Here is a 15,013-nt window from a genome sequence, read left to right as displayed (position 1 = left end):
CCTCCATCCAATCCAGCTCATGGCCTGCGCCGCCACAGTGCCGCATTGGTGGCACCGCCCGCGTTTTCAATCAGGTGTTCACGCACCATGTCTTGCAACAGGTTTTTTATATAGACCTTGCGACTGTGATCCGAGGCGATAGAGGCAGGCAGCTTCGGCAGCAACATGGCATTGATCTTGGTGCGGCGTTGCGGCCCCAGGACCAACAGATCTAGCACCAGAGCCTTGTAGTGCTTGGCATCCAGCCCCTTGTTGTCCAGGTACTCCACTTCCTGCCCCAGCGCCACGGCCAACTGGACCGAGATATACAGCTTGGGGCTGCGCCCCTCAATCAGGCCCACCCGCCGCAGCTCGGCCACCTGCGCCACATCCAGCTTGCGCTTTTTCTGCACGCGGTCGAGCCACAGCACATGCTCGATGGGCAGGTCGGTGCGCTCCATCAGCCAATGGCTGTAGTTTTCATCGATCTCCTGTCCATAGACGTTGAAGACCGTGCGCAGGGGCGAAGACCCCTCGTAGTCCGGCAGCGGCAGAAAGCGCCGCCGCTGCGCCAGCACCATGTCGTGAATGCCGAAGCCCACCTTGTCGATCATGCCCACCTCGGCCATGGCCTTGGCCAAGCGCTCGTTGCGGTAGCGCTCGGGCGTGCGCACGCCGCTGGCGTAGTCATCGGGCTGGCCGTCGAAAAAACCACCCAAGTTGGTCATGCGCACCATCCCCACGGATTCCTCCACCACGACGCGCCCGCACTGTGCATAGTCCTGGTGCGCCAGGCAGTTGTGCAAGCCTTCCAGCAGCACCGTGTTCGTGTCGTAGCGCGGCAGGGTCACGGCCAGCAGTTCATTGGCCGGAAACAGTTTGATGTTGGGGTTGCGGATGGACTGCGCCACCTTGGTGGTCGTCAGTAAAAAAGGCGGGTGAAAATGCTCGGCCACCCGCTCGGCCGCCAGCTTCTCTGCGCTCCACTGCGGTATCTGCGCAGCCCAATCCTCGCGCTGGTGCCTTCCAGGTTCAAAGAACTTCTCGCGCGCCTTGGCAATGGCGGCTTCATCCAGGTCAGCCAGCGTAGCCCCCGAGACCATGGCTGCGCTCCAGTCCTCGCCCGCCAGATGCTCGGCCAGGATGGCGCGGCGCCGGTCTTCGCGCAGTTCCACCAGGCTGTCGCCATCGCGCTGCCAGGCCTTGTCGTGCGCCAGCACCAGTACGCGCGGTGCGTGGCGCGGCACATGCACCAGCCACACCACAGCCCCCGTATCGCCCGCATGCAGTTCCTGCACATGCAGCCCCATCGAAGGCAGGCCCGGCGTTTTGCCCAGTACGCGGTGCACCACGTTCTCCAGCGTGTAACCGGCAAAATCTCGAATGCCCGTGGGCGCGAGCGTCCCATCCTGCGCGCCGATCACCACGCAGCCACCCTCCATGTTGGCGAGGGCGCTCACGTAGGAAACCAGGTCCTCGCCCTTGCGGCCCGAGATGTTCGACTTGAGCGATTGCCACTCCTTCCATTCGTGGCGTTCGTTCTCCCGTGGAAAGTGAGTGGCCAGCCAGTGCTGAAGCTCTGCGGCAGTGTCGAAATCCTGCATCTCCCTCACCCCGCCTTCACGTCATACGGAATGTGCTTGAACGTCACCCGCGCGCGCGCCAGGCTCTGCGGCCCCAGGCGGCACGCCTCGCCATAGACCACCAGCGGCGCATCGGGGTGTGCCGTGCCGGCATGCAGCGCCAGCAGCGCGTCCAGCACGGCGCGCGTGAGCACGTTGCCGCCCGCGGGGCGCCGGTCGCCCAGGATGCCGTTGAACAGCAGGTAATAGGCCGTGCGGCTGTGCGGCAGCGGGGTTTCAGGTGAAATCGGGCCCTCGCGCCCGTCCGGCGGGCGCTGGCAGCTATCAAAAACAGAGTGCGTTCCCAGGTAGGGCGTGCCGCTGCGGCCCTGGGTGGGGTCGAAGGCCATGCCCGTTTCCTGCTGCCAGACGAAAGCCGCCAGCGTGGCAAAGCGCACCTCGGGGTGGATGCAGCCATCGGCGTCGAAGATCGGCGCGCCCAGGCGCATGAAGCGAAAGCCGCCGCCGCCCTGCCAGCCCACGGCCTGGCTGATGCCGCCCTGCTCGCCGTCCAGCACCTTTTGCAGGCGCGGCAGGCAATGCGTGGCGGCATGCTCGCCCATCTCGATGCCGACCCAGCGCCGGCCCATCTTGTGCGCCACGGCGGCCGTGGTGCCGGAGCCGAGGAAGCTGTCCAAAACAAGGTCGCCGGGGTTGGTGGCGATGTGGAGGATGCGTTGGAGCAGGCGTTCGGGTTTGGGGGTTCCGAAGCTGGTTTCGCCGCCGAAAAGAGTGTTCGCTTCTTTTTTTGCTTCGTCGGTGTGACCTACTTCTTCCGATGGCCACCATGTCCAGGGAGCCAGCCCCGGTACTTCTGACAGGTAGCGGATGATGTTGGGCTGTGCATCCCCATTCTTGCCAAAGTAAATCCTGCCTTCTGCAAGTAAGCGTTCATAGGTGGCCCTGGCGATGCCCCAACACCGTCCGTCTGGAGGGAAATGCGATATGCCGCTGGGTGTGACGACTTCGTAGAACTGTTCTGGCGTGGCGTGGCCAGCCTGTGCCGTCATCGGCACAGGACGCCAGCGCCCTTGTGGATCATTATTGGGATTACGGTAAACCTTGGCCTGCTCCTCGTTCATAGGGACTAGATTGCGCTCGCGCTTGAAACGCTCTGGATTACGTGCATACACATGAAGGTAGTCATGCACATCGCCAATAGCTTCACGGTTTTCTCTCGAGTAGCGCTTTTGCCAAACGCAACTCGCCACAAAATTCCCCCGCCCAAACACCTCATCCATCAGCACCTTGAGGTAATGCCCCTCGTTGTCGTCGATCGTCACCCAGATCGAGCCGTCCTCGGCCAGCAGTTCGCGCAGCAGTTGCAGGCGCGGCAGCATCATGCTGAGCCACTGCGCATGCTCCAGCTTGTCGTCGTAGTGCTCGAAGGCGCTTTGGGTGTTGTAGGGCGGGTCGATGAAAATGCACTTGACCCGGCCCCGGTGGAACGGCAGCAGGGCCTTGAGGGCCTGGAGGTTGTCGCCCTGGATCAACAGGTTGCTCTGCGCGGCCTGCGCGTCGCCGTGGGTGGAGGCAGTCTCCAGCAAACGGTAGGGCACCTGGGCGGTGGCGGCGAAGGCGGCGGAGCGGTTGATCCAGTCGAGGGTGGGCATGGGGGCGGTGCGGGCAGCGTCGGCTGCCTAGTGGATCGCCGCCGCCACGATGATGCTGATGCCCAGGCACATGGCGGCCACCACCAAGGCCAGGGCCTTGTTCTGTTTTTCGATGATTTCGCGCCACAGGTCGTAGGGCGTGATCTTGTCGATGATGACAAAGCTGAGCCAGAACACCGCCACGCCGATCAGCGCGTAGAGGATGGAGCCTAGGAAGGATGCGGGCCGGAGCCATTCAACGCCGAACATGGTGGATACCTCCAGTGGGAAAAAAGGGTTTTACTTGTGCCCGCCGCCGGTGGAGAAGCCGCCGTACGAGCCGCCCGAGGTGCGGGAGGCGGCGCAGTTCTCATAGCGCGGGTCGCAGCGCGTGCTGCAGGTGGTCAGCAGGATCAGCAGGACCATGACGACGAATACCACGAGGACGATGGTGCCGCAGCCCACGCCCTTGGCCGCCGACAGCGGCGCGGGGTCGCTGCGCTTGAGCAGGTCTTTCTTGTCGTCGAGCTTGAATGCCTGCGCCACCGCGTCGCTGGCGATGCGGCTGCCGGCCGACCAGGTGACTTCGGTGGGCGTGCGCTCCATCGATAGCAGCTTGTTGCCCGCCGCGTAGTCGCGGTTGCTGGTCTTCTGGCCGCGCGCCACGGGCCAGTAGAACTCGCCCTCGGCATATGTGGTCTCGGCCTGGTAGGCGTATTGCTGCTGGTACACCGTGCCCTGGTAGACGGCGGTGCCGCGCGCCTCGTTGACCAGCGGCGCGCCGGTGGTCGGCGCCACCACGCTCCAGCCCTCTTGCGAATCGACCAGGAAGGCGAAGCCGCGCTGCAGGTTGTAGAGCAGGTATTCGGTCCAGCCGAACTGCTCGTCGTCGCCTGGCGCCAGCCCCATGCGGTGCTGGAAGCCTACCACCTGCCAGCGCGCGCCCTGCAGCAGGCCCATGCTGCCCAGCGGGATCAGCGGCTGCACGGGCTCGTCTTGCAGTGCGCTGCGCAGCTCGCCGCCGACACCGCTGCCCAGGTCGATGATGCTGTGGCAACTGCCGCAGGTGATGCTCCTGGTGCTGGCCAGCGCCACCTGCACCGGGGCGCCGCAGTGCGGGCAGTTGAACTGGCGGGCTTTCTCGTCGCGCGCGGATTCGTCGCGCAGGCCGGTGAGACGCAAATCCTCCAGCCGCACCGCGCGGCCCAGGCTCGCGGCGGGCGGAGTGCTGCCGTAGTCCAGGCTCAGCACCTCGCCGTCGGCGCTGCGCAGCTCCACCATGGCGAAAGCCTGGCCCAGCGGCGGCAGCTTGGGCAGCTCGCCTTCGGCGGCGATCAGCGCGACTTGTTCGTTGAAGGCAATGGCGTAGGGCTTGCCGTTGATCGTGGCCGACTTGCCGACCGTGAAGGCCGAGGCCGCGGGCAGCGGTTTGTGCGGCGGCTGGGGCTGCGAGAACACATAGGCGCCGTTGTCCTCGCCGAGCCAGGCCAGCGTGCCATCGGGCAGCATGGCGCTCCATTCGGTCCAGGTGCCGACCGATGCCTTGTACTGCAGCCGGCCCACGAGGGTGAAGGCCGTGTCCTGCCCGGCCAGCGCAATGCGCCCGCTGGCCATGAGCTGCAGCGGGCTGTGGTCGTCGAACAGCTCGGCCATCTTGCCGATGCGCGACAGCACCTCGCCGCTGCGCGCCACGGTGCTGTGGCAATAGCCGCAGACCGCGTAGGCCGACTGCGCGCTGCGGAACTCCACCGGCGCACCGCAGCCGGGGCAGGGCGCGCGGTAATGGCGCTGGGTGCCGGGCGCTTCCTCAGCCATGGCGCACGCGCAAAAGCTTTAGGCGTTTTTGGCCTCCAGCGCTTGATATACAAGCGCGAGCAGCTATGAAAACCATAGCTGCAAGGTTAGATGAGCTTCTTGAGCAGTTCGGCCTTCTTGGCGTCGAACTCTTCCTGGGTCAGGATGCCCTTGGCCTTCAGGTCGCCGAGCTTCTCCAGCGTGGCCATCACGTCCTCGGGCTTCACGCCGGCGGCGGGCGGCTGGGCCGCGGCCGGCGCGCCGCCTTGCAGGCCGGTCTGCAGGTTCTGCGCCAGCACCTGGCCCAGCGCCACGCCCGCGCCCAGGCCCATGGCGTCGCCCGCAATGCCGCCGCCCTGGCCCGCGCCCTCGGCGAACTTGGGGATCGCCTGCGCGGTCTGGTACTGCATGAACTGGCCCATATCGCCGCCGACCATGCCCATGCCGATCTTCTGGTCGAGGATCTTCTGCAGCTCCTCGGGCAGTGAGATGCTCTGCACCGTCATGGCGTCTAGGCCCAGGCCGAGCTTGGCGAACTCGGGCTGCAGTTGCGCTGACAGGGCCTGCGCGAACTGCAGTTGGTTGGCCGCGAGGTCCAGGAACGGGATGCCGCTGGCGGCTATTGCCGCGCTGATGTTTTGCATCACCAGGCCGCGCAACTGGCCGTCGAGATCGGCCACGGTGTACGCGTCGCGCGTGCCCGATATCTGCGTGTGGAACAGCTTGGCGTCGGCGACGTGGAAGCTGTAGTTGCCGAAGGCGCGCAGCCGCACGGCGCCGAAATCCTTGTCGCGGATGCTGATGGGCTGGGGCGTGCCCCATTTCTGGTCGACCTGCTGGCGCGTGCTGAAGAAGTACACGTCGCTCTTGAACGGGGATTCGAACAGCTTGTCCCAGTTCTTCAGGTAGGTGAGTACCGGCAGCGTCTGCGTGGTGAGCTTGTACATGCCGGGCGCGAACACGTCGGCCACCTGGCCCTCGTTGACGAACACCGCCACCTGCGAGGCGCGCACGGTCAGCGAGGCACCGTTCTGGATTTCCATGTCGCGCATCGGGAAGCGCCAGGCCAGCGTGCCGTCGCCTTCCTCGGTCCACTGGATGATGTCAATGAACTGCTTCTTGATGAAGTCCATCAGTGCCATGGGAGTGTCCCTCGTTGCGGTTGGAAGAGTGCGGCCATCATAGCCAATGGGGCCCGGTGGCCTGGGCGGGCGCGCGCCGGGCGTCGTCAGGCCCGCGCATCGAGCAGCGCGCCGGCCATGCGGCGCTCGGTTTCGATGACCCGCAGGTTGGCCTTGTAGGCGTAGCCCGCCGCCACCTGGTTCACCAGGTCTTCGGCCAATGCGCTGCCCGCGGCATCGGCCCTGCGCGTGCTGGCACGCACGCCACCGTCAGGCACTGCCTGCTGCTCCACCGTCTGGCGGTGGAAGCCCTCGGTATTCAGGTTGGCGATGTTGTGGGCGGAGCTGTCCATCTGCAGCTGCGCGGCCTGCAGTCCGGACAGGGCGATGCTGGAAAGGCTGGTCATGATGGTGCGTGGCCGTGGCGGGGTGTGCGATGCGTGCCATTGTCGGCCCCAGGCGGCTTCGCGCGCAAGCGCGGCCTACAATCGCTGTCCCTACAAGGGGAAGGCGCAACGGCTTTCCCCGAGCTGCCAAGCAGAGGAGTCGCCAGATGGCCCAGATCACCCCCAACACCGCCGAAGAAAAACGCGCAGAGCTGCGCCGCGCCGCGCTGGAGTACCACGAGTTACCCGTGCCGGGCAAGATTGCGATCGCCCCCACCAAGCAGCTCATCAACCAGCGCGACCTGGCGCTGGCCTACTCGCCCGGCGTGGCCGCGCCCTGCGAGGAGATCGTCAAGGACCCGAACGCGGCCTTCAAGTACACCAGCCGCGGCAACCTGGTGGCGGTCATCACCAACGGCACCGCCGTGCTGGGCCTGGGCGACATCGGCCCGCTGGCTTCCAAGCCGGTGATGGAGGGCAAGGGCGTGCTGTTCAAGAAGTTCGCCGGCGTGGACGTGTTCGACATCGAGATCGCCGAGAAGGACCCGGCCAAGCTCGTGGAGGTGATCGCCGCGCTGGAGCCCACCTTTGGCGCCATCAATCTAGAGGACATCAAGGCGCCCGACTGCTTCTACGTGGAGCGTGCGCTGCGCCGCCGCATGAACATCCCCGTCTTCCACGATGACCAGCACGGCACGGCCATCACGGTCGCGGCGGCCATGGTCAATGCGCTGAAGGTGGTGGGCAAGGGCATCGGCCAGGTCAAGCTCGTCACCTCCGGCGCGGGCGCGGCGGCGCTTGCATGCCTGAACCTGCTGCTCAAGGTGGGCCTGAAGCGCGAGAACATCTATGTGACCGACCTGGCCGGCGTGGTCTACGAAGGCCGCGCCGAGCTGATGGATGACGACAAGATCCAGTATGCGCAGAAGACCGTGGCGCGCAGCCTGTCCGAAGTCATCGAGGGGGCCGACGTATTCCTGGGCCTGTCCGCTGGCGGCGTGCTCAAGCCCGCCATGGTCGCCAAGATGGCGGTCAATCCAGTGATTTTCGCGCTGGCCAACCCCAATCCCGAGATCACGCCCGAGGATGCCCATGCGGTGCGCGGCGACATCGTGATGGCCACGGGCCGCACTGATTACCCGAACCAGGTCAACAACGTTCTGTGCTTCCCCTACATCTTCCGCGGCGCGCTCGATTCGGGGGCCACCACCATCACCGACGAGATGGAGATCGCCGCGGTGCATGCCATCGCCGAGCTGGCCCAGGCCGAGCAGAGCGAGGTGGTGGCCGCCGCCTACGCGGGCCAGCCGCTGGCCTTCGGCAAGGACTACCTGATCCCCAAGCCGTTCGATCCGCGCCTGATGATCAAGATCGCCCCCGCCGTGGCCCAGGCCGCCGCCGACAGCGGCGTGGCGCTGCGTCCGATCCAGGACATGGACGCCTACCGTGAGAGGCTGCAAAGCTTCGTCTACGCCTCGGGCACGACGATGAAGCCCATCTTCACCGCCGCCAAGTGCGCGTCCAAGAAGCGCGTGGCCTTTGCCGAGGGCGAGGAGGAGCGCGTGCTGCGCGCCGCCCAGATCGTGGTGGACGAGAGTGTGGCCCGCCCCACGCTGATCGGGCGCCCCGCCATCATCGCCCAGCGCATCGAGAAGTTCGGCCTGCGCCTGAAGGAAGGCGTGGACTACGACGTGGTGAACGTGGAGCAGGACCACCGCTACCGCGATTTCTGGCAGACCTACCACCGCATGACCGAGCGCCGCGGCATCACGGTGCAGATGGCCAAGATCGAGATGCGCCGGCGCCTGACGCTGATCGGCGCCATGCTGCTCTACAAGGGCGAGGTCGACGGCCTGATCTGTGGCACCTGGGGCTACACCGCCATGCACCTGAGCTATATCGACCAGGTGATCGGCAAGCGTCCAGGTACCAACACCTACGCCTGCATGAACGGCCTGCTGCTGCCCGACCGCCAGGTGTTCCTGGTGGATACGCATGTCAACTACGATCCGAGCGCCGAGCAGCTCGCCGAGATCACCACCATGGCCGCCGAGGAGATGGTGCGCTTCGGCCTCAAGCCCAAGGTGGCCCTGCTGTCGCACTCCAACTTTGGCAGCAGCACCCAGCCCAGCGCCGTGAAGATGCGCCAGACGCTGGATATCCTGCGCGAGCATTCGCCCTGGCTGGAGGTGGACGGTGAAATGCACGGCGACATGGCCCTCGACGGTGCCGCGCGCCACCTCACCATGCCCCACGGCACGCTTACCGGCGACGCCAACCTGCTTGTGCTGCCCAATATCGATGCAGCCAACATCTCCTACAACCTGCTGAAGACGGCGGCGGGCGGCAACATCGCCATCGGCCCCGTTTTGCTGGGCGCGGCCCTGCCCGTGCACATCCTGACAGCCAGCGCCACGGTGCGCCGCATCGTGAATATGGCAGCGCTTACCGTGGCCGATGCCAACGTTGTCCGATAAGCTTTTCAGCGAAAGCAAGCGCTGACTTGATGCTTGCGTGCCGAGAGATGTGCTGCCTAAAAGATGGGCAGTTGCTTGCATTCGCGCGACAATTCCGTCACACTACTGCTTTGGAATTCCGGGTTAACCCGTGGTTTCTGGAAGGTGTGTGTTTTGATGTGCGAGGCCACGGCAGCCTGGATGGACAAGTGCAGACGTAGTGCGTTTGCTTTTTTTTTGGGCGTGACATGTCTGGCTGGCCCCACGATGGTGCGGGCTCGCGAGGTGCTTGCGGACACTCCCGTTGCGTCGGTCGCGCTGGCTCAGTTGCCGCCGCAGGCGCATGAAACCTATGCACTGATCCGCCGCGGCGGGCCGTTTCCCTTCGACAAGGATGGCGCGGTCTTCGGCAACCGGGAACGACTTCTGCCAGTGTTTAAGCGAGGCTACTACCGCGAATATACCGTGAAGACGCCGCGCTCCCGTGACCGGGGCGCGCGCCGCATCATTTGCGGAGGCTGGCGGCCCGTGTCGCCTGAAGTCTGCTACTACACGGGCAACCATTACGCGAGCTTTAGCCAGATCATCGAATGAATATGCACGCTGCGTTTGCGGCCGCCACGTCGCCACTCGCATGGCTGGCCGCACAGCGCGGTCCGGCGGAGAAAATTTTGGACCTTAAGGAAAGAGAAGCGGAGATGGATACACCACTTCGTAGTGTCAGAACCAACATCGTGCAGTCGATCCGCGCGTACCGCGTGCAGGACCTGCAGGAAGCGGCCCACGCGCTGGGCCATCACTTCCTGTACGCCAACCTTGCGAACGCGCAGTCCAAGCAGGACGTGCTCGAGATGATCGCCGCGCAGTTCACCTTCCCGGCGCACTTCGGCAAGAACTTCGACGCGCTGTACGACTGCATGACCGATCCTCTGCATAAATCGGGCCCGCAGCCGGGCTTCGTGGTCGTGCTCGAACAGATTCCGGCGCATGCCAAGTTCGACAAGGAGGCGCGCGAGCAGTTGCTCGACATCTTCCGCGATGCGGCGGACTACTGGAGCGACCGCAAAGTGCCGTTCCGATGCTTCTATTCTTTTCTGTAGCCCGTTCTGCACCAGCCGGCCAAGCAGAACGGGCGAACGAGGCCCACGATGAACACCGCCATGCAGTGGCTCGCCATGCCCTGCTGGTGACCGAGGATGGCGAGAGGATGCCTACCGACAAGCTGGTGGATGTGTCGCCCCTGGCGCTGCGCATGAGCAGCCCCTTCAACGCAGGCTACTGGCTCGCCGCGGCGTAGTTCAAGCCCCCGAAGCAGCTCACGCGTACGGGCTTGAACAGGTGGCAGTCTCATTCTTGCAGCGACTTCGCCAGCCGCAGGTATTCGTCCACCGGCACCTCCTCGGCGCGGCGCTGCACGTCGAACGAGCCCGTGAAGGCGCGCGCTTCGAGCCAGCGCCCCAGCGTATGCCGCAGCAGCTTGCGGCGCTGGCTGAACGCCACCTGCACCAGTTCTTCGAGCAGCGCCTGCGGCACCGCAGCGGGTGCCGCCAGCGGCACCATGCGCACCACGGCGCTGTCCACGCGCGGCGGCGGCTCGAAGCTCGCGGGCGGTACGAACAGCACGCTCTCCATCGCATAGCGCCACTGCAGCATGACCGACAGGCGGCCATAGTCGGCGGAGGCGGGCGCGGCGACCATGCGGTCGATCACTTCCTTCTGCAGCATGAAGTGCTGGTCTTCGATGGCGTCGACGAACCGCAGCAGATGGAACAGGATGGGCGTGGAGATGTTGTAGGGCAGGTTGCCAGCCACTCTTATTTTGATAGCGCCAAGCGCTTTCGCCACCTGCGCGAAGTCCACTTTCAACACATCGGATTCGATCACGTCGAGCTGCGGGCGCGCGCGCAGGCGCGCGGCCAGGTCGCGGTCGAGTTCGATCACGGTCAGGCGGCCCAGCCGCTCCACCAGCGGCTGCGTGAGCGCCGCCAGGCCCGGGCCGATCTCCACCATGGGCTGGCCGGGCTGCGGCGCGATGGCGCGCACGATGGCGGCGATGATGCCGGCGTCGGCCAGGAAGTGCTGGCCGAACCGCTTGCGAGGGATATGTTTCATGCGGGTTGCCGGGCGGCTGCAGGCGACGCGGCCATGGCTTCTTATTGCGGCGGCTCGCGGTATTCCACGTAGGCGCGGCCCCGGACCTCCTGCGCCCAGTTGGCGAAGGCTTCGTCGAGCTTCTTCTCGCGCACGATGTTGCGCACCATCTCGCGCTGCTCGCGCGGGCTCAGCGTGGTCTGGCGCCTCTCGATGAGCTGAATCAGGTGCACGCCGAAGCGCGAGATCACCGGGTCGCTGATCTCGCCAGGGGCGAGCGCATCCATCGCATCCTCGAACTCCGGCACGAACTGCCCGGGCGAGGCCCAGCCAAGGTCGCCGCCGGCCTTGGCGCTGGCGTCCTGCGAGTACTCGCGCGCGAGCGCCGCGAAGTCGGCCAGGCCTGCGGCGATGCGGCGCTTGTAGTCTTCCAGGCGCGCCGCGGCCTCGGCTTCGGTCAGACGCGCGCCGGGGTGCAGCAGGATGTGGCGGGCGTGGCTTTGTGTGACCACGGTGGCCGGCATGCCGAGGCGCTCGCGCTCCAGTACCTTCAGGATGTGGAAGCCCGCAGGCGAGCGCACGGGCCCCGCGACTTCGCCTGTGCGCAGGCTCCGCGTGGTGTCGATGAACAACTGCGGGTAATTGTCGGCGGGCCGCAGGCCCAGGATGCCGCCGTTGACGCGCTCGGGCGCATCGGAATACTCGCGCGCCAGTGCGCCGAAATCCTCGCCCGCGCGGATGCGCCGCGCCGCATCCTGCGCCTTGGCCTGCAGCTCCGACGCCTGCACGGGCGTCGCGTCCTCCGGCACGCGCACGAAGATGTGGGCCAGGTTGACCTGCATGCCCGTGGCGTCGGACGAGTTCTGCTGTTCGCGGATGTACTGCTCCACGTCGGAGTCGCTCACCTTCACGCGCGATTCGACCTCGCGGTCGCGCAGGCGGGTCAGCGTGATCTGGTTGCGCAGTTCGCCGCGGAAGCGGTCGAGCGATATGCCGTCCGCGGCCAGCCGGCGGTGCATTTCGGGCACGTCGATCTGGTTCTGGCGCGCCACGCTCTGCTCGGCCTGGTCGACCACGAGGTCGTCGATGCGGATGCCGCTCTCGCGCGCGAACTGCAGCTGCGCCTTCTCGTTGATGAGCCGCTCCAGCACCTGGCGCGCCAGCACCTCGCGCGGCGGCATGGACGCGGATGCGCCCTGCTGCTGCGCCATCTGCTGCTCGACGCGGCGCAGGCGCTCCAGGACTTCGTTGTTGGTGATGGGCTCGGAATTGACCACCGCCACGATGTAGTCGGCCTGCTGCAGGGTCGCTGCGATGGTGGTACTGCCCGCCCCCCGCGGCAGGCCCAGGCCCGTGCCCGAACCCGCGTTGGAGGGGCGCAGGCCCTGGGCATGCGTGTCGGGGGCGATGGCCCCCAGGGCCATGCACGCCAGGACGATCGCGGAAACGGCACGAGGGTTCATGGTGTGTGAAGAACTAGTCGTAGTTGCTGAAACGGCTGGGCGTGGTGACTTGCTCGCGCAGGTACTGGTAGCCGGGGATATTCTGCTTGAGGCTGGACAGCGGGTTGGAACCCAGGCTCACGCGCGTGAAGCCCGAGAACTCGAGCTGGAACAGAATGCGCGTGTTCGACGAGGACACCGTGTTTTGCAGCCGCTCGAACACGACGCGCCCGATCCAGCAGCAGGCGTCGTACTCGATGCCGACCACGGTATCGACGAGCTTCTTGTCCTGCATGCTGTAGTTCAAGCGGCCCACACTGTACCAGCGGTCGCCGCCCAGGCCGCGGCCCGGGCCCCTATCCTTGCCGCGGTCGCCCCACAGGTCGTTGAGCGGCCATTGCCAGCCCACGTCGATCTGTTCGCTGCTGTCGCGCTGCAGGCGGTAGGCGGCGCTGATGACGCGGTAGTTGCCGGGGCTGTAGCGCGCGCCGATGGTGGAGCGGATGGAGCGGCTCGTCTTCGGGTTGTACTGCACCGTGGAGTCGAAGTTCCACTGCGGCGCCCAACTGAGGGATGCGCCCAGCAGCACGTCGGACAGCCGCTCGCTCACGGGCGGGTCGCTGGGCAGCGTGACCCGCTGGTCCTTGAAGCGCAGGCGCTGCGCTATGCCGAAGCTCGCCGCCTGGGCGCCGGTGTCGGGGTCGAACAGGCGTGTGGTCACGCCCAGGGTGAGCAGGTTGTTGTCGGAGATGCGGTCGTTACCGCCGAAGGCGTTCTCGGTGTAGACCGAGGCGAAGTTGAAGTCGTTGGCTGCCGAGTCGTAGTTGGGCAGCATGCTCTGGTCGCGGTACGGCGTATACACGTAGAACGCGCGCGGCTCCAGCGTCTGCACGAAGGAGCGGCCGAAATAGCTGGCGTCGCGCTCGAAGACCAGCCCGCTGTCGACGCTGAGGGTCGGCACCGTGCGGGTGGCCGTGCGCTGGCCGTTGGCGAGCATGCCGTCGAACTGGTAGTCGGTGGCGTGCAACTGCATCTTGGGCGTGACGAACCAGCCCGGCGCGATGAAGGGGCGGCTGACCTGCGCCAGCGTATAGCTGCGCCGGGCATTGGGCTGCTGCGTGAACGCGCGGTCGCCCTGGAAGTCGGTGTAGTCGCCTTCTACGTTCACGTCCAGCCCGCCCCAGCCCATGCGCGAATAGGCCGCGTGCCATTGCGGCATGCGGTCGTAGGGCGGCGCGATGGGCGATGTCACGTCCTGCAGCGTCTGCCACTTCTGCATGCGTAACGAAGTAAAAAAATAATCGCCATAGCCCCACGAGGCGCTGAAGTCGTTGGGCAGCAGGCGCTGCGTCACCGAGGGCGAGGTGCGCGGAAAGTCGCGCCAGTAGTTGTCGTCGCTCACGCGGTTGATCGTCAGCCCGTAGCCGACGATGCCCGGCAGCACGCCGGTCAGGTAGCCCGAATGCTTCGCCGCGAAGTCCCAGCGGTCGCGCTCGCGCAGGCGGTCGCCAGGCAGCAGGTCGGCGCGCACCTCGCCCTGGAAGGTGGGCTCCAGGTAGCGGAACTCGGCGCCGCCCTGCACGCCGCGCTTGCTCATCACGGCGCCGTAGAGCGTCGCATCGCGGTTGGGGGCGATGTTCCAGTAGTAGGGCTGGGTGTATTCGATGCCGCTCTGGCTGTCGATGCCCAGCGTGGGCGGCAGCAGCCCCGACTTGCGCTTGTCCGACAGCGGGAAGCTGATCGACGGCGCCGCCAGCACCGGGATGCCCTTGAACGAGAGCACCGCGTTCTCTGCCGTGCCCACGTCCTCTTCGCGGTCGATGCGCAGCGTGGCCGCGCGCATGATCCAGTCGGGCAGCCAACTCGGACCCTCCTGGCGCAGGCAGGTGGTGTAGGTGCCGTTGGTCACCACCGAATGCTGGCTGTCGAGGAAATCCACGCGCGTGGCCTCGCCGTGGCCTTCGTTCAGGAAGCGGTAGCGCACGTCGGTGAAGAAGCCCTCGAATGCCTCCACCCGCAACTGCAGCCGGTCGCCGTCGTAGACATTGCCCGCGCGGTTGATGTGCACGTTGCCGCGCGCGTGCGCCATGTCGTCGGGCTGGTAGTACTCCAGGCGATCGGCGCGGATCACCGTGTCGCCGCGGCGCAGCTCGGCGTTGCCGTCGATCACTGTCTGCAGGTCGGTCTGTCCCGACACCTGGTCGCCCGTCACGAACATCGGCAGTGTGCCCCGCACCGCCGCCGGAATGTCTTCCCGCAGCAGCGGGCTGGTGCGCAACTGCAGGCCCGGCTCGGCCGCCGGGGCGGCGGTGTCTTGCGCCCAGGCCGCGGCGGGCGCGCCCGCCAGCAGCGCCGCCGCCAGCCAGGCCGGCGTGCGCGGGAACGGCACCTCGCCGCGCAGCTTCTTCTTCAAGCCACGCATGGCATCCGCAGGCATTCGTCGCACGCAGGAAAGCCCGGCAGCGGGGCGCGAAGAGGGGGCGCAAAAGACATAGGCAGCAAGAAAGTCGGTAGGCGCCCGCCACGCGGC

At 66.2% G+C, this 15,013-nt stretch carries 13 protein-coding genes; 4 read left to right on the top strand and 9 right to left on the bottom strand.

From position 1 onward, the window contains the following. Positions 1 to 17 precede the first annotated feature (17 nt). The 6 genes from PY257_RS10285 to PY257_RS10260 all read right to left on the bottom strand — a co-directional run bounded on the left by PY257_RS10285 (position 18) and on the right by PY257_RS10260 (position 6,515). Positions 18 to 1,583, bottom strand: coding sequence for an RNA-binding domain-containing protein (locus PY257_RS10285; protein ID WP_275741411.1), 1,566 nt, complete (start codon positions 1,581 to 1,583; stop codon positions 18 to 20). Positions 1,584 to 1,588: 5 nt separating this feature from the next. Then, positions 1,589 to 3,214, bottom strand: a complete 1,626-nt coding sequence (locus PY257_RS10280) for a site-specific DNA-methyltransferase (protein WP_275741409.1) — start codon at positions 3,212 to 3,214, stop codon at positions 1,589 to 1,591. A gap of 27 nt (positions 3,215 to 3,241) precedes the next feature. Continuing rightward, on the bottom strand, positions 3,242 to 3,463 hold the full coding sequence (locus PY257_RS10275) for a DUF350 domain-containing protein (protein ID WP_275741407.1): 222 nt from the start codon (positions 3,461 to 3,463) through the stop codon (positions 3,242 to 3,244). Between the two features lie 30 nt (positions 3,464 to 3,493). Beyond that, complete coding sequence (locus tag PY257_RS10270) at positions 3,494 to 5,008, bottom strand: DUF4178 domain-containing protein (RefSeq protein WP_275741405.1); 1,515 nt, start codon at positions 5,006 to 5,008, stop codon at positions 3,494 to 3,496. Positions 5,009 to 5,094: 86 nt separating this feature from the next. Further along, on the bottom strand, positions 5,095 to 6,129 hold the full coding sequence (locus PY257_RS10265) for an SPFH domain-containing protein (RefSeq protein ID WP_275741403.1): 1,035 nt from the start codon (positions 6,127 to 6,129) through the stop codon (positions 5,095 to 5,097). 86 nt (positions 6,130 to 6,215) lie between these two features. Further along, a complete protein-coding gene (locus PY257_RS10260) occupies positions 6,216 to 6,515 on the bottom strand; it encodes a flagellar basal body protein (protein WP_275741401.1) in 300 nt (99 codons plus the stop codon). Between the two features lie 146 nt (positions 6,516 to 6,661). Between PY257_RS10260 and PY257_RS10255 the strand changes: the two genes are divergently transcribed. From PY257_RS10255 to PY257_RS10240, 4 genes are all read left to right on the top strand, one after another. After that, complete coding sequence (locus PY257_RS10255) at positions 6,662 to 8,971, top strand: NADP-dependent malic enzyme (protein WP_275741399.1); 2,310 nt, start codon at positions 6,662 to 6,664, stop codon at positions 8,969 to 8,971. Positions 8,972 to 9,127: 156 nt separating this feature from the next. After that, on the top strand, positions 9,128 to 9,544 hold the full coding sequence (locus PY257_RS10250; protein WP_419095694.1) for a guanyl-specific ribonuclease: 417 nt from the start codon (positions 9,128 to 9,130) through the stop codon (positions 9,542 to 9,544). Positions 9,545 to 9,648: 104 nt separating this feature from the next. Next, positions 9,649 to 10,050 (top strand): barstar family protein, encoded by a 402-nt coding sequence (locus PY257_RS10245; RefSeq protein WP_275741397.1) that lies wholly within the window; start codon positions 9,649 to 9,651, stop codon positions 10,048 to 10,050. A gap of 65 nt (positions 10,051 to 10,115) precedes the next feature. Further along, a complete protein-coding gene (locus tag PY257_RS10240; protein ID WP_275741395.1) occupies positions 10,116 to 10,247 on the top strand; it encodes a hypothetical protein in 132 nt (43 codons plus the stop codon). Positions 10,248 to 10,297: 50 nt separating this feature from the next. Here PY257_RS10240 and rsmA read toward each other — a convergent pair whose 3' ends face one another. From rsmA to PY257_RS10225, 3 genes are read right to left on the bottom strand one after another with little or no spacing between them, the layout of a single operon-like run. Beyond that, positions 10,298 to 11,062: a 16S rRNA (adenine(1518)-N(6)/adenine(1519)-N(6))-dimethyltransferase RsmA gene (rsmA, locus tag PY257_RS10235; RefSeq protein ID WP_275741393.1), complete on the bottom strand. Its 765-nt coding sequence runs from the start codon at positions 11,060 to 11,062 to the stop codon at positions 10,298 to 10,300. Positions 11,063 to 11,103: 41 nt separating this feature from the next. Next, a complete protein-coding gene (locus PY257_RS10230; protein ID WP_275741391.1) occupies positions 11,104 to 12,504 on the bottom strand; it encodes a peptidylprolyl isomerase in 1,401 nt (466 codons plus the stop codon). Positions 12,505 to 12,517: 13 nt separating this feature from the next. Continuing rightward, entirely contained in the window at positions 12,518 to 14,920 is a 2,403-nt protein-coding gene (locus PY257_RS10225) for an LPS-assembly protein LptD (protein WP_419095690.1), read from the bottom strand. Positions 14,921 to 15,013: the final 93 nt, after the last annotated feature.

The sequence above is a fragment of the Curvibacter soli genome (assembly GCF_029211125.1).
GTDB classification, from domain to species: domain Bacteria; phylum Pseudomonadota; class Gammaproteobacteria; order Burkholderiales; family Burkholderiaceae_C; genus Curvibacter_A; species Curvibacter_A soli.
Note: the sequence above shows the minus strand (reverse complement) of the source record. Positions and strands in the feature narration are given on the sequence as shown.